The sequence below is a fragment of the Halobacterium jilantaiense genome (genome assembly GCF_900110535.1).
GTDB classification, from domain to species: domain Archaea; phylum Halobacteriota; class Halobacteria; order Halobacteriales; family Halobacteriaceae; genus Halobacterium; species Halobacterium jilantaiense.
Genome location: NZ_FOJA01000001.1, coordinates 989154 through 1010157, shown reverse-complemented (window position 1 = coordinate 1010157; position 21004 = coordinate 989154). Strand labels below are relative to the sequence as shown.

21 protein-coding genes are annotated in these 21004 nt (G+C 67.9%); 3 read left to right on the top strand and 18 right to left on the bottom strand.

The window, feature by feature from the left end:
- Positions 1-12: 12 nt before the first annotated feature.
- From BMW35_RS05185 to BMW35_RS05170, 4 genes are read right to left on the bottom strand one after another with little or no spacing between them, the layout of a single operon-like run.
- Entirely contained in the window at positions 13-1068 is a 1056-nt protein-coding gene (locus BMW35_RS05185; protein ID WP_089668314.1) for a S66 family peptidase, read from the bottom strand.
- 54 nt (positions 1069-1122) lie between these two features.
- Entirely contained in the window at positions 1123-1350 is a 228-nt protein-coding gene (locus BMW35_RS05180) for a hypothetical protein (RefSeq protein ID WP_089668313.1), read from the bottom strand.
- 50 nt (positions 1351-1400) lie between these two features.
- A complete protein-coding gene (locus BMW35_RS05175) occupies positions 1401-1988 on the bottom strand; it encodes a GNAT family N-acetyltransferase (RefSeq protein ID WP_089668312.1) in 588 nt (195 codons plus the stop codon).
- A 44-nt stretch (positions 1989-2032) separates the two neighbouring features.
- The gene (locus BMW35_RS05170; protein WP_089668311.1) at positions 2033-3205 is read right to left on the bottom strand and encodes a LolA family protein; all 1173 of its coding nucleotides are present in this window, start codon (positions 3203-3205) and stop codon (positions 2033-2035) included.
- Between the two features lie 92 nt (positions 3206-3297).
- Here BMW35_RS05170 and BMW35_RS05165 point away from each other — a divergent pair, with 92 nt between their 5' ends.
- The gene (locus BMW35_RS05165) at positions 3298-5277 is read left to right on the top strand and encodes an AMP-binding protein (protein WP_089668310.1); all 1980 of its coding nucleotides are present in this window, start codon (positions 3298-3300) and stop codon (positions 5275-5277) included.
- Here BMW35_RS05165 and BMW35_RS05160 read toward each other — a convergent pair whose 3' ends face one another.
- The 8 genes from BMW35_RS05160 to BMW35_RS05125 form a co-directional block, all read right to left on the bottom strand.
- Complete coding sequence (locus BMW35_RS05160; RefSeq protein WP_089668309.1) at positions 5278-5691, bottom strand: hypothetical protein; 414 nt, start codon at positions 5689-5691, stop codon at positions 5278-5280.
- A gap of 85 nt (positions 5692-5776) precedes the next feature.
- Positions 5777-6361: a GNAT family N-acetyltransferase gene (locus BMW35_RS05155; RefSeq protein WP_089668308.1), complete on the bottom strand. Its 585-nt coding sequence runs from the start codon at positions 6359-6361 to the stop codon at positions 5777-5779.
- Complete coding sequence (locus tag BMW35_RS05150; protein ID WP_089668307.1) at positions 6361-6939, bottom strand: GNAT family N-acetyltransferase; 579 nt, start codon at positions 6937-6939, stop codon at positions 6361-6363. The genes BMW35_RS05155 and BMW35_RS05150 overlap by 1 nt, the downstream gene beginning before the upstream one ends.
- 53 nt (positions 6940-6992) lie before the next feature.
- Positions 6993-7682 (bottom strand): acyl-CoA synthetase family protein, encoded by a 690-nt coding sequence (locus BMW35_RS05145; protein ID WP_089668306.1) that lies wholly within the window; start codon positions 7680-7682, stop codon positions 6993-6995.
- A gap of 248 nt (positions 7683-7930) precedes the next feature.
- Positions 7931-9082 carry a molecular chaperone DnaJ gene (dnaJ, locus tag BMW35_RS05140; protein WP_089668305.1) on the bottom strand — a complete coding sequence of 384 codons (1152 nt, stop codon included), beginning with the start codon at positions 9080-9082 and terminating at the stop codon, positions 7931-7933.
- A gap of 43 nt (positions 9083-9125) precedes the next feature.
- Entirely contained in the window at positions 9126-11540 is a 2415-nt protein-coding gene (locus BMW35_RS05135; protein ID WP_089668304.1) for a DUF2298 domain-containing protein, read from the bottom strand.
- Between the two features lie 116 nt (positions 11541-11656).
- A complete protein-coding gene (gene dnaK / locus BMW35_RS05130; RefSeq protein WP_089668303.1) occupies positions 11657-13570 on the bottom strand; it encodes a molecular chaperone DnaK in 1914 nt (637 codons plus the stop codon).
- Between the two features lie 194 nt (positions 13571-13764).
- Positions 13765-14406 (bottom strand): nucleotide exchange factor GrpE, encoded by a 642-nt coding sequence (locus tag BMW35_RS05125; protein ID WP_089668302.1) that lies wholly within the window; start codon positions 14404-14406, stop codon positions 13765-13767.
- A gap of 90 nt (positions 14407-14496) precedes the next feature.
- Here BMW35_RS05125 and BMW35_RS05120 point away from each other — a divergent pair, with 90 nt between their 5' ends.
- Positions 14497-15846: a DEAD/DEAH box helicase gene (locus BMW35_RS05120; RefSeq protein WP_089668301.1), complete on the top strand. Its 1350-nt coding sequence runs from the start codon at positions 14497-14499 to the stop codon at positions 15844-15846.
- On the opposite strand, the gene BMW35_RS05115 is transcribed toward BMW35_RS05120, so the two are convergent.
- The gene (locus BMW35_RS05115; RefSeq protein ID WP_089668300.1) at positions 15843-16202 is read right to left on the bottom strand and encodes a hypothetical protein; all 360 of its coding nucleotides are present in this window, start codon (positions 16200-16202) and stop codon (positions 15843-15845) included. The genes BMW35_RS05120 and BMW35_RS05115 overlap by 4 nt on opposite strands.
- A gap of 70 nt (positions 16203-16272) precedes the next feature.
- Here BMW35_RS05115 and BMW35_RS05110 point away from each other — a divergent pair, with 70 nt between their 5' ends.
- Entirely contained in the window at positions 16273-17775 is a 1503-nt protein-coding gene (locus BMW35_RS05110) for a DUF790 family protein (protein ID WP_089668299.1), read from the top strand.
- 45 nt (positions 17776-17820) lie between these two features.
- Here BMW35_RS05110 and BMW35_RS05105 read toward each other — a convergent pair whose 3' ends face one another.
- The 5 genes from BMW35_RS05105 to BMW35_RS05085 form a co-directional block, all read right to left on the bottom strand.
- Positions 17821-18384 (bottom strand): hypothetical protein, encoded by a 564-nt coding sequence (locus BMW35_RS05105; protein WP_177170776.1) that lies wholly within the window; start codon positions 18382-18384, stop codon positions 17821-17823.
- Positions 18385-18398: 14 nt separating this feature from the next.
- Complete coding sequence (locus BMW35_RS15290; protein WP_177170775.1) at positions 18399-18947, bottom strand: hypothetical protein; 549 nt, start codon at positions 18945-18947, stop codon at positions 18399-18401.
- Positions 18948-18970: 23 nt separating this feature from the next.
- A complete protein-coding gene (locus BMW35_RS05095; RefSeq protein WP_089668296.1) occupies positions 18971-19525 on the bottom strand; it encodes a hypothetical protein in 555 nt (184 codons plus the stop codon).
- An 84-nt stretch (positions 19526-19609) separates the two neighbouring features.
- Entirely contained in the window at positions 19610-20158 is a 549-nt protein-coding gene (locus BMW35_RS05090) for a hypothetical protein (RefSeq protein ID WP_143052153.1), read from the bottom strand.
- 151 nt (positions 20159-20309) lie between these two features.
- Positions 20310-20858, bottom strand: coding sequence for a hypothetical protein (locus BMW35_RS05085; protein WP_089668294.1), 549 nt, complete (start codon positions 20856-20858; stop codon positions 20310-20312).
- Positions 20859-21004: the final 146 nt, after the last annotated feature.

The window sequence follows — 21004 nt, the reverse complement described above, 5'->3', positions numbered from 1 at the left end:
TCTCGTGGGCAATCAGTGAATATCCAGTCGCCGCTCGCCGGGGTCCACCGTGGCTTCGCGTCCGACAGGTATCGGCGCGACAGGGTTCGTGTGCCCCCAGTCGAGGCCCAGCACGACCGGCGCGTCGGGGTCGTACCGCGCGACCTGCTCGGCGACCGCGTCGTAGAGCGCTGCCCGGTACGCCTTGCGGTCGCCGCCGGGCGGGTCGGCAGCGAAACTCCGGGTCGGCGGCCGGCCGACGAGCACCGCGTCGAAGCGCTCCAGGAGGCCGCGCTCGCCCATCGCCATCAGGCTGCCGCCCACGTCGTCCGGGCTCGGCAGCCCCTCCGCGGTCTCGATGCAGAGCACCGCGCCGTCGAGGCGTTCGGGTTCCGGGAGGTAGCGGTCGCTGGCGAGGTGCCAGTCCAGCACCGACAGGCAGCCGCCCCAGAGCCGGCCCGTGGCGGTCCGGTCGCCGCCCGCCCACCGCCAGCCCGGGTTCGGCTCGTACTCCGGTCGGTCACCGAGCAGGCTCGGGTCCGTCCACCAGTGGCTGGGTTCGTCGGTCCACTCGTCGCTCGGTTCGAGTTCGCCGGCGGGGTCCTCGAAGAAGGCTCGCCGGCAGTACTGTTCCGTGTACGCGGGGACGTCGCCCGGGGTCGCAATCTCGTTCAGCAACTGGGCACCGTTGAACGAGACGACGCCCTCGCGCCAGAGATAGAGGCCGAGGTTCGTGTTGTCGCTCATCCCGTAGAAGCGCGTCGGGTGCTCGCGGAACACGCCGGGGTCGAGGTGCCGGAGGACGCGCAGCTGGTCGCTGCCGCCGACAGTCGCGAACACCCCCGAAATCTCGGGGTCGCGGAACGCGGCGTGGAGGTTGGCGGCTCGCGCCTCGGGGTGGCTCGACAGGAACTCGTTGCTCTGGCGGGCGGTCGGGTAGACGACTGGGTCGAGGTCGAAGACGTTTCGGAGGCGGTCGAGCGCCAGTTCGAGGAGGTGCGGGGCGTCCCGGGCACCGCCCGAGGACGGCGCGAGGACGGCGACCCGGTCGCCGGGAGTCATCGCTGGCGGCGTAACGAACTCGGTCATACCCGGAGTGTTACGCTCGCTCGCCAAGAACGCCGGGGGCGGCGTGCGGGGCGCTCACGCGTTTAGCGCCTTCACGACGCCGAACCCGCCCAGTCCGACGCCCGCGAGAACGGTGAGGAAGCTGCTGCCGTCGAACACGCCGGCGACGGTGAACTGGAGCGCCACGAGACAGAACGCGAGCCCGGCGAGTGCGTCAGTCACCCGGTCTGTGGCGTCGTCCTCCATCTCTGCCTCCGCTGCCGCCACGCGGTCCACCGGGTCGTCGGGGTGGCTGTCGGTCACGTCCCGGCGGTCGCAGCGTGCCGGGGAGTATCTTGTGGGCTGCGCCGCAGTCACCCGCCAGTGTCGTACTTGTAGGTCGCGGAGTCCGAGTCGATGCCGAAGTCCTCGGCGGTGTCCGCGTCGTCGCCGCCGTCCTCGCCGTGGTCGTCCGCGAACCGGCGGCGGAGCCGCTCTGGCATCTCGAAGGCGTCGAACGCCACGCGAAGCGGCTCTGCGTCCGGCTGGTACTCTCGGGTCGCGGACAGCCGGTCACCCAGCGGTGCCGGCAGGTCGGACTCGTCGACGCGCTCGAAGCCGAACTGCTCGAGGTACGCCGGCTCGTCCGTCAGCGCGTACGCCTCGTCGAGGCCCTGCGTGCGGGCGTCCTCCACGAGGTACTCGAGGAGGTGGGCTCCGACGCCGCGGCCCCGCCAGTCGGCCAGCACGCCGATGTTCGTGAACTCGCAGACGCGCTCCTCGCCGTCCGTGGCGTCGCCGGCGTGGACGCGGAGGCGCGCGAAGCCCGCTCGCTCGTTCGTGTCCTCGTCGACGGCGAGTACGTAGTCCCGGGACCGGAACGCCGGGTCCTCGAACCCGTACTCGTCGAGCCTGTCGAGCAGCCACACCTCCTCGTGGTTCTTCGCGTCCCGGGCGAACATGAGAGACCCTTGGACGGCACCCGGGAAAAGCGTTTGTGGGCCGACTACTCGCAGCCGACTGACTCCGCGACGGCCAGCAGCGCCTCCACGGAGACGCCGCTGCCCCGGACGGTGTACCGGTACTCCCCGCAGTTCCAGGACACCGACGTGGTCGACCCGAACGAGACGGCGGCGTCCTGACCCGCCACCGTGACTTCGCGGTCGCCGCGCGGCGGGAACGTCCGGTCGTACTTTGCGACCGACACCGAGGCCGTGTCGTTGACGTACCGGAGGCCGACGCCGTCGACCTCGCCCGTGGTCTGGGTGGCGGCGGTGAGCCGGAGCGACGCCGGCACGTCCGGGTCGGGGACCGAGATGTTCGTCGCCGCCCGGAGCTGCTCAGCGGAGGCGTACGCGGTCCGCTCGGGCGTCTCCAGTGTCTCGACGGTGGCGTTCTCGGGCGGGTCGAAGGTGAACGTGCCCTCGTCGAGTCCGGGGTCGAAGGTGACGTTCTCGTAGGTGGTCGTGACAGTCATCCGCTGGCTGTCCGCTGTCCACGACGTCTGACGCTGCAGCGCGAAGAATCGCTGCGTGTCCACCCAGAGCGTCTGCTGGAAGGTGTCGGACTCACTGCCCGGGGCCGACAGCTCCAGCACGTACGCCTCGCGGCCGTCGACCGACGCCGTCCCCTCGAAGGACAGCCGCAGGCCGGCCGCGTCGGTGGTGGCTGTCGGGCCCGCCGCGCTCTGCGGGACGACCGGGAGCGGCGAGACGCCGTCGACGGTCGCCGAGTCGTCGGCCGCCGTGACGTTCAGCCGCTCGAACAGTCGCTCGACTCGGTCGCCGAACGTCGGACCGACGACTGGCCCCGACACCGAGAACCGCGTCACCTTGCTCGCGTCGCGGTCGTACATCCAGACCGTCGAGTCGTTCTCCACGAGGACCTCGTGGCGGCGGTCGGTGGTTTCGAGGACTTCGACGCGGCGGTGGCTGCTGCCGGGCCGAAGCTGCACACTGGCGACCGTGCGCTGGATGTCGCCGCCGCGCTGTAGGACCGTGGTGCGGGTGGCGTCGACGCCGTCGATGGCCTCGTAGGTGTCGCCGGCGTCGTCGCCGATGGGCGCGCCGCTGGACGCGCCCGGCGTCCCGAACGCGACGAACGCGGCGGCGAGGACGACGAGTGAGAGGACTGCGAGTACCGCGAGGAGTCGCGCGGAGCGCAGCCGGCTCCGTAGCATGTGCGTTCGTCTGTATGACGGCCTATTAGTAATTGTGTCCTCGGCTCGGTGACAGCGAAACAACTTTGCAACGAAGGCAAGAGGTGCCGAACATGGATTCCCTCGACGAAGTGGACGACCTCGTCCACGAACCGAGCCGGGAGTTCGTCGAGTCGACGAACGTCTACCAGTTCATGGAGGCGTACGGCATCGACGGCGTCGACGAGCTCCGCGAGCGCAGCACCGACGACCTCGACTGGTTCTGGGGCGAACTGCCGGCGTACCTCGGTCTGGAGTTCTTCGAGGACTTCGACGAAGTCCGGGACGACGCCGAGGGCCCCCAGTTCACCGAGTGGTACCCGGGCGCGAAGCTGAACGTCGCGCACAACACGGTCGACCGGCACGCCGAACCCGGCAGCGGCAGCCGGAACCACGTCGCCTGCATCTGGGAGGGCGAGGACGGCGAGGTCCGCCAGCAGACCTACCACGACCTCCACCGGCAGGCCAACCGGGTCGCGAACGCGCTCGACGAGCGCGGCATCGGGAAGGGCGACACGGTCGGGCTCTACATGCCGATGGTGCCGGAGGTACAGAGCATCCTCTACGGCATCTTCAAGGCCGGTGCGGTGGCCGTCCCCATCTTCTCCGGGTTCGGCGTCGACGCCACCGCCACTCGCATCGCGGACGCCGAGTGTTCGGTCGTGTTCACCGGCGACGGCTTCCTCCGGCGCGGCGACCGGCTCACGCTCAAGGACACCCTCGACGACGCCATCGAGCAGGCCGGCCACGTCGAACACACCATCGTCTACGAGCGGCTCGGCATCGCCGACAGCGACGACGAGACGCTGACGTGGACGCGCCGCGACGAGTGGTGGGACGAGGCCGTCGGCGAGCAGCCCGCCGACTTCGAGACGCGGTCGATGGACGCCAGCGACCCCTGCATGCTGCTGTACTCGTCCGGAACGACGGGTCAGCCGAAGGGCATCGTCCACACGCACGCCGGCGCGCTCGTCCAGCCCGCGAAAGAGATTCACTTCGGGTTCGACCAGCAGCCCGGCGACCGCTTCTTCTGGGTGAGCGACATCGGCTGGATGATGGGGCCGTGGACGCTCATCGGCAACCACGCGTTCGCCGGCACCACCGTGATGTACGAGGGCGCGCCCGACCACCCCGAGCCCGACCGCTTCTGGGACATCATCGCAGAACACGGCGTCACCCAGTTCGGCATCTCGCCGACCGCCATCCGCGCGCTCCGCGAGTACGACGACGACTACGTCGACGACCACGACCTCTCCTCGCTGCGCATCCTCGGCTCCACGGGCGAGCCCTGGGACCCCGAGTCCTGGCGGTGGTTCTACGACCACGTCGGCGGCGGCGACACGCCCATCGTGAACATCTCGGGGGGCACCGAGGTGTTCGGCTGCTTCCTGATGCCGATGCCGACGGAGTCGCTGAAACCCTGCACGCTCGGCGGCCCCGGCCTCGGGATGGACATCGACATCGTGGACGAGGACGGCCGCTCCATCCGCGACGAGCACGAGCGCGGCTACCTCGTCGCGCGCTCCTCGAACCCCGCGATGACCAAGAGCCTCTGGCGCGGCGACGAGCGCTACCTGACCGAGTACTGGTCGCGCTTCGAGGACGTCTGGAACCACGGCGACTGGGCGCAGATGGACGAGGACGGCTTCTGGTTCCTCCACGGCCGCGCCGACGACGCCATCAACGTCGCGGGCCGCAAGGTCGGGCCCGCCGAGGTCGAGGGCGCGCTCATCGACCACGACGCCGTCAATCAGGCCGCCGCGGTCGGCGTCCCCGACGACACCACCGGCGAGGCCGTCGTCGCGTACGCGATTCTCGACGACGCGTTCCAGCCGAACGACGAACTCCGCGAGGCGCTGCGCGAACACGTCGGCGCGGAACTCGGGAAGCCGTTCCGGCCCCGCGAGGTGCTGTTCGTCGACGCGTTCCCGAAGACCCAGTCGGGGAAAATCATCCGGCGCGCAATCGAGGGAGCCTACACCGGCGAGGACGTCGGCGACATGTCCAGCATCGAGAACCCGGACGCCCTCGACGCGCTGCGGGACGCCCGGTAGTCAGAGCGCGTCGAGGAGACCCGGCGGCTCCAGGGTCTCCCCGTACTTCTCGAAGTCCTCGCGGTGCAGCCACGTCAGCCGCGTCGTCTCCCCGGACTCCGGGTCGAAGACCGTGAAGCCGTCGTCGTCGTACAACCACGACTGGTCGGCGCTCGCTTCGAGGACGCGGACGCCGCCGTAAGTTCCCAGCTCCGTCACCCATTCGAGTTCGACGCCGAGCAGGTCCGCGAACGCCTGTCGCACGGCGTGTTCCGGGCTCTCGCCGTCGGCGACGCCGGTGGTCAGCGGGCGGAAGACGTGCCCGCGCTCGGGGTCGACGGTCTCCTCGACGAGCAGTTCCTCCAGGCTGCGGACGACGCAGGCGGCTCGCGTCCCCGCCGCGTCGTCGCTCGCGTCGGTGGCTCCGTCGGTCACTGCTCGCACCGACCGAACACTCGCAAAAAAGAATTACTGTTCGGCCGGCGCGCGGTCACCCCCGGAGACGACCGGCCGGGACATCTCAGGTCTCGCCGTCGCCGTGCTCGGCCATCCACTCGTCGCGGAGCACGTCGTACCGCACTTCGTCGTAGTAGTCGCCGTCGATGTACCGGGCCTCGCGGCGGCGCGCCACCTGCGTGAACCCCATGTCTTCGAGGAGGCCGCGGGAGGCGTCGTTGAACTCGTACGCGCCCGCTGAGATGCCGCGGAGGTCGTAGTGCTCGAAGACGTAGTCGATGCCGGTGGTGGCCATGTCGCGGCCGTACCCCTCGCCGATGTGCTCGGGGAGCAGCCAGTACGCGAGCCACGCCCGGTCACCGTCGACGTGGCGAGCGCTGAACGACCCGATGGGTGTGGTCTCGTCGTCGTCGGGGTGGCCCGCCGGCGCGTCCTCGGCGTCGGCGCACACGACCGTGACGAAACTCCCGTCCTGCTCGACCCAGTGTTCGATGCCGTCTTCCTGCTCGCCGAGCGACCGGTGGTGGATAGAGCCCAGCGAGTACCGGACCCGGGGGTCGGTGCTCGACCGCTGGAGGTGGGCCGCGTCGTCGCGCTCGACGGTCCGGAACGTGACCCGGTCGCCCTCGGTGATAATCGGTCCCGGCATCACTGGCCCCCCCACTCCTCGCGGAGCAGTCCGTACTCGATCTCGTCGCGGTACGCGCCGTCCACGAACTGGACCTCTCGGCCGCGCCCCTCGTCGACGAACCCAACCGACTCCACGAGGTTCTGCGTGAACTCGTCGCCGCCGAGGACGGTCGCACCCACGGTGTGGGCGTCGTAAGTCCGCCACAGCGCGTCCAGAACGAGTTCGAGCGCCGGTTCGGCGTGGCCGTCGCCCCGGTGTTCCTCGGGGACCCACACCACGAGCCCCGGCCGGTCGCGGTCGACGTGGTTGGCGTACACGAACGCGACCACCTCGGTCTCGTCCTCGTCGGGGTGGTCGAACGGCGCGTCCTCGTCGTCGACGCACGCGAAGTACGCCGCGTTGCTGTCGTCCTCGACCTGCTCCTCGACGAACTCCTCGACCTCCGCCTCGCTCTTGTGGGTCGCCTCGTGGAGCCCGAGGCGGGCGTACGGGTCGGTGAACACCCGCTGGAGGAACGGTGCGTCCTCGCGTTCGACGGTCCGCAACACGAGGTCGCTGTCCTCGCTATCGCTCACTTCGAGAATAGGACCTGGCATACGTCCTCGGTCACTGGCGTCCCGTATAGTGGTTCCGAGACTCTGCGACCCACTTACGTGGGCGTCGCGTTCTCGGGCGACACCACGCGCTCCTCGGGGGTCTCGTCGTCGGCGGCGACCGCGACCGTTCCCTCGCCGCCCGCCGGCGGTAGCACGACGGTCGCACCTGCAATCAGCGGGGCGACGACGCCGGCGACGACCGTTCCGGGGTGCGACAGCGGCGCGCGCACCGCCACCTCGTCGGAGCTGTCGTACTGCTCGGCCACGCGCCCGGCCGCCGCGACGACCTCACCGTGGGTCGCGTCGCCGAGAAGCCCCGTCTCCCCGGTTATCTCGGGCTCGGGGAACGCGGGGTTCTCGCTCCAGACGTCGCGCTCGAAGTACATCCACGACGGGTCCGCCGGCGGGTCGCCCCAGCCGACGCGCTGCCCGCCCGCCGGCAGGTCGTACGCCCCGAGTTCGGCCGTCGGCCCGGCGAGCACCCGCGCGTCCACCACGGGGTCCGGCCCGAACTCGACGCTCGCACCGAGCAGCGACGCCCCGAGGAGAGTGTGGACAGCCTCCGGCTCGGGCACGTCCAGAATCGCGACGCCGGCGTCCACCCGGACGCCGCGGTGCCGGAGCGCGTTCCCGGTTTTGTACACCCGTGCCCGGGTCGAACGGGCGTCCTGTGTCCGCGTGTGCCGCAGCGCCGGCTGTTCGGGGTCGTCCAGTCCCGCGACGACGTCCGCGACTGTCTCCATACCGCGACCTGGGGACGCCGCCGGCTTACAACTGACGCGTCACAGCCCGACAGACCAACCGACAGGCAGGCATCCGCGAGCCGAGTGGCTCGGAGAGCGCGAGGCGAGCGGTTCTCCGCGCGAACGAAGTGAGCGCGGGCCGACGAGCGACCACCGCGCGCCACCGGCGCGCGACGGGAGCGAGGAGTGCTTTTAGCGTAGCTTTTGCCAGCGAGGGAGCGAAGCGACCGAGCGCAGCAAACGGTACGTTAGAACGAGTTCTTGAGTTTCTCGAAGAACCCCTGTTCGACGTCGATTTCCTCGCCGCCGGCTTCCGCGAAGGCTTCGAGGGCGTCGCGCTGCTCGTCGTTCAGGGAGTCCGGGGTGACGACCTGAACCGTGACGTAGAGGTCACCGTGGCCGCGGCGACGGAGGCGGGGCATGCCCTTCCCTTCGAGGCGGAAGGTCTCGCCGCTCTGAGTGCCGGCGTCGAGGTCGAAGGTGGCTGCGCCGTCGAGCGTCGGGACTTCGATGTCCGCGCCGAAGACGGCCTGCGGGAAGGAGACGGCGTGGCGGTGGTGGAGGTCGTCGCCCTCGCGCTCGAAGTCCGGGTGCTCCTCGACGGTGACGTCGACGAGGAGGTCGCCGTTGCGAGCGCCACGGTCGCCGGGCGCGCCCTCGCCGTCCATGCGGAGCGTCTGCCCGGTGCGGATGCCCTCGGGGACGTCGACGGTGAGCGTGGCGCGCTCGCGGGTCTGCCCCTGGCCGTTGCAGGTCGAACACGACTCGGAGTGGATTTCGCCCTCGCCGCCGCAGCGCGAACACTCCTGGCGCTGCTGGACGCGGCCGAGCGGGGTCTGTCGGACCTGGGTGACGACGCCCTGGCCGTCGCACTGCGGGCAGGTGCGGACGTCCGCGTCGTCGGGGTAGCCCTTGCCCCCGCAGTCCGAACAGCGCTCGGGCCGCCGGACGGTCACCTGCTTGGAGACGCCCTCGTATGCCTCTTCGAGCGTGACGGTGAGGTTAGTGCGCAGGTCCCGGCCCTGCTGTGGGCGGGACTGGCCGCGGCCGCCCTGGCCGCCGCCGCCGAAGAACTGGTCGAAGATGTCGCCCATGCCGCCACCGCCCCCGCCGAAGGGGTTGCCGCCGCCCATGCCGCCGCGGCCCGCGCCGCCGCCGGCACCGCCGCGCTTCTCGGCCTCGGTGAAGCGGTCGTGACCGAGCTGGTCGTACTGCTGGCGCTTCTCGTCGTCGGTGAGGACGTCCTTGGCTTTCTGAATCTTCTTGAACGTCTCTTCGGCGTCGGGCTCGTCGCTCACGTCGGGGTGGTACTCCGACACCTTCTCGCGGTACGCAGCCATGATCTCGTCCTCGTCGGCGTCCCGACTCACGCCGAGGACGTCGTAGAAGTCCTCACTCATTCGTTGCGGATACGTATCCCGTTGAGACACTTGAAACGACCGCTTACGGCCGATACGCGTTCGCGCCGTCGGTGACGCCGGCGAGGTCGTCGTGGGTCACGCGATAGATGGTGACGGCGTCGTTCTCGTAGACGGGCTCGATGCCGGGGTCGGCACCGAGGTCGGCGACGTCGTAGTTCTCGCGTTCGAGGGGGCCGACCCAGACGTACTGGACGTCGTACTTCGCGAGCTGGGCGGCCCGCGAGCGGTCGTCGGTCGTCTCGTAGAGGACGCTGACGTCGCTGACGCGCTGCTCGTAGGGCGCGTCGCCCCGGTAGCCGGTCTCGTGGAACCAGCCGGCGACGGTCGGCAGCCCGGTGAGCGTGGACACGGGGTTCTGCCAGCCCCTGCTCAGCCCCGGTTTCTCCACGAACGTCGGGTGCCCGGTCTCGCGCTCCATCCAGAGGACGGACTGCGTCTCGCCGACCGCCTCCTTGAACCACGACATCGCGGCGACCTGTTCCGGGTGGTCGGCACGGTGTTCGGCGTAGCCGTCGAGAGTCGGTTCGACGCCGGCGTCGTGGGGTTCGACGACGTCGGTGGCGACGACCAGCGGCGCGAACATTGAGGACGCGACGAGCACGAACGCGAGGACGACCGAGACCACGCTGACGGAGAGCGCGGGCCCAGCCGACTCCCGAATCGAGTCCAGCGAGAGGCCGCCTGCGGCGTCGTAGACGTCCCGCAGCAGCACGGCGGCGATGGGGCCGGCGGCGAGCCCGGCGAACACCCAGCCCTGGATGGCGACCTTCAGCGTGGTGTTCCAGCGCGCCAGCTCGAACGGGTGGACCTTCGCGTGGACGAGTTCCATCGAGAGCAGGAGGCCGACGCCGGCGACGACGAGCGTCGTCTCGAAGCCCGTCGACGCACGGGTGCGCATCGCTATCCAGGCGGCGGCGACGACCGGGAGGAGCACGGCGATGCCGCCGAGGTCGCCGAGCTGGGTGGTGACCGCGACGGCGGCGACGAGTCCGCCAGCGGCGAGCGCGACGCCCCTCGCGCTGGCGTCCTCGATGGCGGCGTACCGGGTGACGAGATACGCGACGAACAGCGCGAGCAGCGCGCCGTACAGCAGGAGCACGCCGACCGCCGTCGTGCGCGGCGGGAACAGCCCGACGCCGTCGTTCGGCGGGACGCTCGCCAGCAGGAACGGCGACGCCAGCGCGTACCCGGTGACGCCGACGCCGACCGCGACGACGGCCGCGAGGACGGTCCGCCACGCCTCGGCGACGACCCGCGCGAGCGCAGACTCGTTGGGGTCGGGAGCGAGCGCCCGGACGCTGGTTCCGAGGCTCCCCGGGAGGAGCGTAGCGGGGTGCGGGTCGGCGTAGACGCACGCCAGCCACGCCATCCCGACGGCGCTCGGCATCGACCACGTGTTCGTCACGCCGAAGTAGCCAGCGACCGCACCGAGCCCGCCGAACAGCAGGGCGAGCCGCCGCCCCCGCCTGTCTTCGGGCGTCTGCACGTAGGCGTACGCGAGTGCCGCCGACAGCACGAGGAACCCCGTGGTGACGGTGTGGCCGTGCATGTCGGCTTTCACGAACGAGTACAGCGGGAACTCCTGGAGCGTGCCCTCGACGACGTACCGGGTGTCCCACCAGCCCCACGTCCCGAGGCTGCCCTGTTCGAACAGCACCTGGGGGTAGTCGGCTCGGTTCACGTTGAACGCCGCGCGACCGTACTCGACGGCGAGGTCCCGGGGCAACTGGTTCAGCGCGAACCGCACGACGGTGACGGTGTTCCCGGCGAGCGCGACGAAGAACACGCCGAGCGCGCCGCCGAGCCGCCGCGAGTAGCCGCGGTCGTGCGTGAGCCAGCCGGTCAGCGAGTACGCGGCGACGACGAGCGTCCCGAAGTAGCCGGCGATGGTGAGGTTGTGGACGTACTCCACGCTGGTGTCGGTCAACAGGGCGGCGACGGCGTTGAACGTCGGCAGCCCGTAGTAGTACCGCACCGCCTCGCCGGCGTACCACATGTCCTCCGGCGGGAGCGCGTCGGTTCGCAGCATGGCGTTCAGGAGCCCGGTGTGGAGGAACTTCTCGCCGCCCCATCCGCTCATCACGGGGTTCATCGCCCGGAACGACAGCACGAACAGGAACCCCGCGGCGAACACCCCGAACGCGCCGGCGGCCCGACGCCAGGCGTAGCCGCCGCGGCCGCGGCGTTCACCCGCGACGTGGGCGAGCCCGCCGAGCGCAGCGAGCACGACGACGCTCGCGAGCGCCGTCCACGGTCCGAACGAGAACTGCCCGATGTAGAACGCAGTCATCGTCACGACGCCGGTCGCGACGGGCAGCGCGAACCCGGCACCGTCGTCCGGTGCCGACGGGAACGCGAGCCGCGCGACCGGCAGCCCGGCCAGCGTCAGCCCGGCGTAGAACAGCAGCCAGCGAGCGACGAGCGCGACTTCCGACATGCCCGAAACGCCAACGCTCTCGGGGAAAAGTTTTCTGTCCTCGGTCTCCCGTCAGTACGACGCTCGCCGGGTGGGATACACCGGGGAAGCGATTCCTTGGCGTCGCAGCCGGCGACTTACTCCTCGTCGTCGTCGACGTCCTCGAAGTCGGCGTCGACGTACTCCTCGCCGTCGCCGTCCTCGCCGCCGGGGCCGGCTCCACCCATGCCACCGGGGCCAGCGCCGCCCATACCGCCCATGCCGCCCGCGCCGGCACCGCCAGCACCGCCGGCCGCGCCGGCCTGGGCCTCCTGCTGGTAGGCCTGCTTGCCGATCTCCTGAAGCGTCTCGCTGAGGTCCTCGGTGACGGCTTCGAGGTCGTCGGCGTCGGGCTCGTCCTCGTCGAGGACCTCCTGCACGTCCTCGATGGCGGCCTCGACCTCGGATTCGAGGTCCTCGTCGACGAGCTCCTCGTTCTCGTCGAGGAGGTTCTCGGCGCGCTGAATCGCCGTCTCGGCCTCGTTGCGGGCCTCGATGCGGCGGCGACGCTCCTCGTCCTCCTCGGCGTGCGCCTCGGCCTCCTCCTGCATCTCCTCGATCTGGTCGTCGCTGAGACCGGCACCGCCCTCGATGGTGATGGACTCGGCGTTGCCCGAGCCCTGGTCCTCGGCCTCGACGTTCACGATGCCGTCGGCGTCGATCTCGAACGTCACCTCGATCTGGGGCGTGCCGGCGGGCGCGGGCGGGATGCCCGAGAGGTGGAAGTCACCGAGGAACTCGTTCTCGTCGGCGATCTCGCGCTCGCCCTGGAACACGCGAATCTGGACGTTCGTCTGGTTGTCCGCGGCGGTCGTGAACACCTTCGAGGCGGTCGTCGGGATAGCCTCGTTCTTCTCGATGAGGCGCTCGAACAGTCCGCCCTTCACCTCGATACCGAGGCTGAGCGGTGTCACGTCGACGAGCACGATGTCGTCGACCTCGCCGGAGAGCACGCCGCCCTGAACTGCCGCGCCGAGCGCGACGGCCTCGTCGGGGTTGACGTTCTTCTTCGGCTCCTGACCGACGAGGTCCTCGACCTTGTCCTGGACCTGCGGCATCCGCGTGGACCCGCCGACGAGGATGACCTCGTCGATGTCGCCCTTGTTCAGGCCGGCGTCCTCGAGGGCCTGCTCCGTCGGGCCGACGGTGCGCTCGATGAGGTCCTGCGTGATGCTCTCGAAGGTCGCCCGCGTGATGTCCTGTTCGAGGTGGACCGGGCCGGAGTCGGTCGCCGTGACGAACGGCAGATTGACCGTGGTCTCCTTGCGGCTGGAGAGCTCGATTTTGGCCTCCTCGGCGGCCTCGGTGAGCCGCTGGAGGGCCTGCCGGTCCTCGCGGAGGTCGATGCCGTGGTCGGCCTCAAACTCGTCGGCGAGGTGGTCGATGATGGCCTCGTCCCAGTCGTCGCCGCCGAGGTCGTTGTCGCCGTTCGTCGCGACGACCTCGTAGACGCCCGCGCCCAGGTCGAGGATGGAGACGTCGAAGGTGCCGCCCCCGAGGTCGTAGACGAGGACTGTCTGGTCCTGGTCCTCGTCGAGGCCGTACGCCATCGACGCGGCGGTCGGCTCGTTCACGATGCGCTCGACCTCGAAGCCGGCGATTTCGCCGGCGTCCTTCGTCGCCTGCCGCTGGCGGTCGTTGAAGTACGCGGGTACCGTGATGACGGCCTTCTCGACGTCGTGGCCGAGGTACTCTTCGGCGTCGCGCTTGATCTTCTGGAGGATGCGCGCCGAAATCTCCTCGGGCGTGTACTCCTCGCCGCCGAGTTCGACGGTGTAGTCGCCCTCGCCCATGTGGCGCTTGATGGAGGCGACCGTCTCACCGGGGTTCTGGACGGCCTGGTTCTTCGCCGGCTTCCCGACGAGCAGTTCGCCGTCGTCGTACGCGACGACGGACGGCGTCGTTCGGTCGCCTTCGCCGTTCACGATGATCTCCGGGTCACCGCCCTCCATCACCGCGAACGCGCTGTTCGTGGTGCCGAGGTCGATGCCCAGAATCTTCTCGGTCGCCATGTTACCAGAAGTGTAGCGGCGTTTTCCGTTTAAGCCTTGCTAGTGTGACCGACTCCCACGACGCCGGAGACGCCCGTAGTCCGGCGATTCAGCGCGCGCGACCACCGGTTGTCCGGGGAATTTATGTCGAACCGGTGGACTACCGTATCGCCCTCCCGCGGTCCCGGTCACTCGTCGTCGCTCGCTCCGGCTGCCTAGCTGTCGTCGTCGCTCTCGCTGGTCCCGTCACTGACGGTGACCTGCGCCGTCTGCAGCACCTTCCCGGCCATCTCGTAGCCCGGCCGGTAGACGTCTTCGACGGTGCCCTCGGGGTGGTCGCTGTCGACACGCATCATCACCTCGTGGCGCGTCGCGTCCACCTCGTCGCCCGCCTCGGGGCGAATCTCGGAGACGCCCTCGCTGTCCAGCACGCGGTCGAACTCCTTGCGCGTGAGTTCGACGCCCTCCCGGATGCTCTCGCCGTCGCCGTCCTGGTCGAGCGCCCGGCCGAGGTTGTCCCGGACGTCCAGCAGGCGCTCCACGAGGTCCTCGGTGGCGCGCTCCCGGATGTCCTCCTGCTTGCGCTTCGCGCGCTGCTTGTAGTTCTTGAACTCCGCCTGCTTGGCCTGCAGGCGCTCCGTGAGGTCCGTGACCTCGGTCTCCGCCTCGTCGAGGTCGCGCTCCAGTTCCTCGACGCGGGCCTCCAGGTCGGCGACCTCGTCACCGAGGTCGTCGCCGGCCGCCGCCCGGACGCGCTCGGCGAGCGTGTCCTCGGCGTCGGCTGCCTGCTCCTCGTCGCCCGCGGCCGTCCCGTCGGCGTCGGCCGCCTCGGCCGCGTGCTCGGCGTCTTCGCTCATATCCGGGAGAGGGGGCCGCGACCGTTTACGGATTTCGGGACGGCGCGACGGCCCGCGGCGACTAAGTGCGTCCCGCGCTCACGCCGGAGTGTGACGGTCCGACTCGCGTTCGCCGACGGGACGCTGCGCGTCGAGAGCGACGGCGACGGATTCGACGTGACGAGTCTCCCGGGCGTCGCGTTCGACGAACGCACGGCCACGGGCCGGGCACCCGCGATGCGGTACGCCGACGTGGTCGCCGCACTCGACGGCCGGGGCGTCGACTACGAGGACGACGCCCTCGATGCCGCCCCGCTCGCCGTCGCCTCGGACTACGAACTCCGAGGGTACCAGCAGGACGCGCTGGACGCTTGGACGACCAGCGACCGCCGGGGCGTCCTCGAACTCCCCACGGGGTCGGGGAAGACGGTCATCGGACTGAAGGCCATCGAGGCGGTCGGGGAGGCCGCGCTCGTCGTCGTCCCGACCATCGACCTCCTGGTGCAGTGGCGGCGCGAACTCGCCGCCGAGTTCGATTGCGAGGTCGGACAGCTGGGCGGCGGCGAGCAGGTCGTCGGCGACGTGACGGTGGCGACCTACGACTCGGCGTACCTGCGCGCGGAGGACCTCGGCGACCGCTTCGGACTCGTCGTCTTCGACGAGGTCCACCACCTCGGCGGCGAGGGGTTCCGGGACATCGCCCGCATGCTCGCCGCGCCCGCCCGTCTCGGCCTCACAGCGACGTTCGAGCGCCCGGACGGCGCGCACGAGGTCGTCGCGGAGTTGGTCGGCCCGCTCGTCTACGACCTCGACGTGGACGACCTCGCGGGCGACCACCTCGCGGACTACGACGTCAAACGCCTCGAAGTCCCGCTCACCGACGAGGAGCGCGCGGCCTACGAGGACGCCCAGGGGACGTTCACGGACTACCTCACGCAGTCGAACATCCAGTTCCGGTCCGGCAGCGACTACCAGGAACTCGTCAAACGCTCGGGCACCGACCCCCGGGCGCGAGAGGCGCTGCTCGCGAAGCAGCGCGCCCGCCGCATCGTTCGCGAGAGCGACGCCAAGGTCGCGGAACTCGAAGCCATCCTCGACGCCCACCGCGACGACCGCGTCATCGTCTTCACAGCATCCACCGACCTCGTCTACCGGCTCTCGGAGCGGTTCCTCGTTCCCGCAATCACGCACGAGACTACGGCGAGCGAGCGCGACGACATCCTCGACCGCTTCCGGCGCGGCGACTACTCGCGGGTCGTGACGGCCAACGTTCTCGACGAGGGCGTCGACGTGCCGGACGCGAACGTCGCCGTCGTCGTCGCCGGCAGCGGCAGCGAGCGCGAGTTCACGCAGCGCCTCGGCCGCATCCTCCGGCCGAAAGACGACGGCGGGCGCGCGCTGCTGTACGAACTCGTGAGCGCGGACACCGCAGAAGAGCGCGTGGCCGCCCGCCGGCGCTAGTCGTCGTCTTCCTGCAGGTCGACCTCCGGGCTGAAGCTCCCGGAGAGTTCGTCGCGTTTCACGTCGTACGTGACGGTGACACTCTGCGTCGAGTGCGCGTCCAGCGACACCTCCTGCACTTTCGTGATTGGGTTGTCGTTCAGCTCGCTGTTCACGTACAGCGTCCCCGACGCCGCGCGGTCGCTGGGGTTGGAGACGGTCACGGTGTACTGGAGGTACCCCTCGTCGTCTTCGCCGAACTCCGAGTCGACGACCTCCAGCACTTCGTCGTCAGCGCCGTCCCGCAGGCAGCCGGCGAGCGCGAGGCTCGCGCCCGCCGCCGCGGCCGCCCGCCCGAGCAGGGTCCGCCGATTCATACCCGGAGATTCCGGGCGCGTGGCAAGTATCTTCTGCCATCCTTTTCACGCCCGGTCGCCAACTGTCGGTGTGCTCACGAAGGACCTCCTCCGAGTGTCCCGCGCGGGCGGCGGCTACCACCCCCAGTTCGCAACGGGGGACGACGAGGCGCTGGCCGGCCGCGTGCTCGGCGTGTTCCAGGGCCACGTCGGCGAGGAGCGCGGCGCGCTGCGGGACGCGCTTCGCGACCTCGAAGGGGAGGCCGAGGACTTCAAACTCGTCCGGGGGTTCGCGCACCTCGTCGAGCGCGACGCCCGCTTCGAAGTCCAGTCTCCGGTCGACCCGGAGCGCGCCCGCAGGACGGCCTTCGACGCCGCGGAAGACGTGGGCGTCGTCTGCGAGGACAAGCGCGAGACGGCGCTCGCCGAGGCCGCGGGTCGCTTCCCCGGCGATCTCTCGCCGGACGACCTCGCCGACGCGCTGTACGCCGACCGCGAGACCCGGGAGGTGCTCGTCGAGGTCCCCGACCGCTGGACGCCCGCGAGCCTGGTCGCGCAGTACAACCTCTCGCTGGCCCAGACGGCGCTGTTCGACGCCACCGAGGTCCGGGTACGGTGCTCGGACCCCCGGCGGCTGGTCTCGGCGGTCAAACGCCTCGGCCTGCTGTACGAGGTCGTCCCGACCGACGAGGGCCGCGAGGTCGTGCTGACGGGGCCGGACGCCGTCTTCCGGCACACGCGCCGGTACGGCACCCGGTTCGCGCGCGTGCTGCGGACCGTCGCCGAGACCGCCGACTGGCGGGTCGAGGCGACCGTCGACGACCGCAGCACGGAGCGCCACCTCGTCCTCACCGACGACGACCTCGCGGTGCCCGACGCCGACCCCGTGGCCGAGGTGTCGTTCGACAGCGGCGTCGAGCGCGAGTTCGCCCAGCGCTTCCAGAGCCTCGACCTCGACTGGACGCTGGTCCGCGAGCCCGACGTGCTCGCGGCCGGCGAGCGCCTGATGGTGCCGGACTTCGCCTTCGAGTACGTCCACGGCGACGCCCGCGTCTACTTCGAGATTATGGGGTTCTGGACGCCCGAGTACGTCGCGAAGAAACTCGACCAGCTCGACCAGACCGACGAGACGCTGCTCGTCGCGGTCGACCAGTCGCTGGGCGTCGGCGAGGAAATCGCGGCCCGCGACCACCGGGTCGTCGAGTATTCCGGGTCGGTGCGGGTCAAGGACGTCGTGGACGCGCTCCGCGACCTCGAAGCCGACCTCGTCGCCGAGCAGGCCAGCACCCTCCCAGCCGAACTCGCCCCCGACGACGACGCGGTGACGCTGGCCGACCTCGCGGCCCGCCACGGCGTCAGCGAGGACGCAATCGAGGATGTCGGCTTCCCCGACCACGAGCGCGTTGGCCGCACGCTCGTCCGTCCCGACGTGCTCGACGCAATCGACGCCGACCTCGCCGCCGGGCTCTCGAAGGACGACGCCGAGGCGGTCGTCGCCGACCACGGCGTCGACGACGCCAGCGCCGTCTTCTCCCGGCTCGGCTACCGGGTCGAGTGGGAAGGACTCAGTGGCGGGACGCTCCGCGAGCAGTGACCGGGCCAGAGGAGGAACGGCGACGCTAGAATTGGTCGAATCCGGTTACGAGTCGTTCTGCCAGGCTGGCTGGCGTCCCAGGTGATTCGCGAGGTCCTCGACGGGCTCCTTGAAATCCGGGAGGAACATGCGTATATCCCGAACTCCAAGCGTATTGGGGTGATCCTCGCAGTACGGGATGACCTCAGTTTCAATAAACTTCACAAATTCCTCGCCGGTAGTCAGGATTTCGGTGGCGAACGTCTCCCGATCGATTGTCTGTTCGGCCTCAAAGGCGTCAGCGCCGCCCCACTCAAGCCCCACTTTTCCATCATTTTCGCAATCAGTCAGGATGACGAACATTTCCTTGTGGCTATCTATTATCGGTCCGTAGTGAATCTGCTTGTCTTCCATATCAGAGGTCAGCACCTCTGAACTCTCGGTGATTAACGACCAGAGCGAGAGGATATTATTGAATCCCTCAGGAGCTCGCTTGTGCCAACCTTCCTCGGGGACGTACTCGCCGTGGACACGGACTGACACTGGAACCGTCTCCAAACCGAATCCGCCTGCCCCACCAGCCATCTTCACTCGCTTAATGTACGCTTCCACGTCCGTGATGAAGTCCAACTCAAATTCTGCGGTCATTCTGGCGTATCGGCGGCTTCAAACTCGTCGAGTACTGCTTCGAGTTCGTCGATGAACTCTCTGTCTTGGTCGAGTTGATAGATTTTGCCGTACTCGCCCGCCCAGTCGGGGTTCGCCTCGCCGTATGGGAAGACGACTTCGCGGGCGAATTGGATGTACTCCCGGCCAGTCGCGAGCACCTCGGAAGCGAGGGCGTCCCGGCCGACGACTTCCGTGTGCTCGTAGTGTGGATGGTACCCCCAATCGATTCTCACTCTGGACTCGTCGAGTTTCTCGAATCGCAGCTCGTCGTCCACCGGACGGCGAGCCCGAAGGAAACGTGTTACTTCCTCGCTCGACGATAGGAACTCCGTAATCTTCTTTATGACAATGTAAATGCTGTACAAATCGTTGTACTTCCCGGGACGATTCATTTCGCCCTGCGGCGGGACGCAGTCACCGTTGATTTCGACTCTGGTGGGCATCCGTATGTCCGCCAGCGACCAGATATTGAGCTCTGATGAGAGCCCTTCTAATTCCTCTTTGAATTCAATATGCACACTCATTGTCAGATTTGGGGCCCACCACGCTACTCGTCGAAGTCTGCCAGCATCTTCTCTACGTCGTCGAGATGCGTTTCGAGTTCGTCGATGTACTCTCGGTCGATATCGAGTTGGTAGACTTTGCCGTACTCGCCCGCCCAATCCGGGTTCGCTTCCGCATGTGGAAAGACCACTTCACGGGCGAACTGGATGTACTCGCGCCCGGTGGCCAGTAACTCGGAGCCGAGCGCATTCCGGTCGACGACTTCCGTGTGCTCGAAGTCTGGATACGAGTACTCCCAGTCAATTTTGACACGCGACTCATCGAGTTTCTCGAGTCGCATCTGTTTGTCGTCATCGGGGAAGGCCGGAGTGAGTGTCACCACCTCGTCGTTCGACGCTAAGAATTCTGTGAGATTCCTAACCACCATGTATACACTGAATACGTCGTTGTACTCCTCTCTGGGTCCGTGGTCCTCCGGTGGGACGCATTCGTCGTTGATTACGACTCTCGTCGGTATCATCGCGTCCGCTAGTGTTCCGACTTTGAGGTTCGGCAAAACTGAGTCCAGTTCCTTCTCGAACTCGATCCGCACGCTCATGGTCGCGTCTGTTCTGTCGGGCTCGACGTTATCGTTTCGAGAGTGTGTGGAAAAATATCGAAGCCAACACGCATCGCTATCACGCTACTCGTTGAGGTCTGCGATGGTGTCCTCCAAGTCGTCGAGGAGTGCTTCGAGTTCGTCGAGGTCTTCGCGGTGTAACTCGGCTTCCTGCTCGTGCAATTTTGTGTTTTCGAGCGTCCTCGGGATGACCTCATCTCTGGCGAGCCGAAGGTACTCGCGACCACTCCGGATGAGTTCCGTGGCAAACGCCCGCTCGGAAACTGTCGCCCAGAAACCGCGCCTGACGTATGTAAGACAGAGGTCGACCCCGGATTCGTGTCGCCGGAAGGTGAAGCTGGCGTCGTTGGGATTCCAATCGATGCGGCCTACAGAGTACTCCGCTGTCCGATTGTCGCTCAGCACGAACTCCGCACCCGCCTTGATGACGTTGTACGGCGGCAGCGTTACGTTGTACTTGCCGTCGATGTGGAACTCATCCATCGGCGGCAAATACTCTCCGTTGACGCGGAGCCGGAGCCGCCAGTCCGTGTCCACTGGACCAGCCCGTGCCATCCCGCGCCACACGAACCTTTCCACCGGCCCGAACTCGATGGTGATACCGTCACTCACTGTGGTAGCTCACTCCGGTCATCTCCCGGACTCTCACGACCGAGATGGTCGGCAGGAGGCTTGAAAGAATGTTTGGGTTGTATTCATTTTGGCGAATGAGAAGTCTCTGCCACCCTCCAGTCAGGCGTGTGGTGGTTGCTCCATACTTTATTCACTCCGCCGAATCGAACGCTTCTGCCACCTCGTCCAACGTTTCCTCGAGGTCATCTATATGTGGACGGTCAACGGCTACTCCCTGACTGACCCCGTACTCTTTGGCCCAGAGTGGATTGTCCTCAGCGTAGGGAAACACCACATTCCGTGCGAGGTCGACGAATTCGCGGCCAGTTTGTTGTATCTCGCCCGCGAATTCGGGCCGTGGAATTACAGCGGTCCTCTCGTAGTCAATTCTGGTATACTCCCAGGCTATTTTGACGGCGTCTCCACCATCGTTTGAGAATAGTAGCTTATTTTGATCGTCTAAGAACTCGGGATACAATTCTACCGTCTGATCATCTGAGGTGAGGAACTCTCCCGCATTCTTCGTGAACTGGTATATGCTCAGTAAGTCGTTGTATCCCTGTGGAAGGGTCGAGCTTTGGCTGTTCGGTGGTATGTACTCGCCGTTCACAATGACCTTGGCTGGTAGACGAGCATCAACGATAGAACCGAAAGCGTCGGCTATGCGACCCTCTAAAATCCCCAAGTCGTCGCAGAACATAATTCTAAAACTCATAGGTCACCTGAATCTATTGTTTGCCTCAGATTTAATCTATCCACACACGCATTAATTTCAAGTTTGAAATCTTGTTTCTAAGTTCCGGCGGTAGAGAACATCTCGTTTAGCAGGGTAAATCATTTGTACTC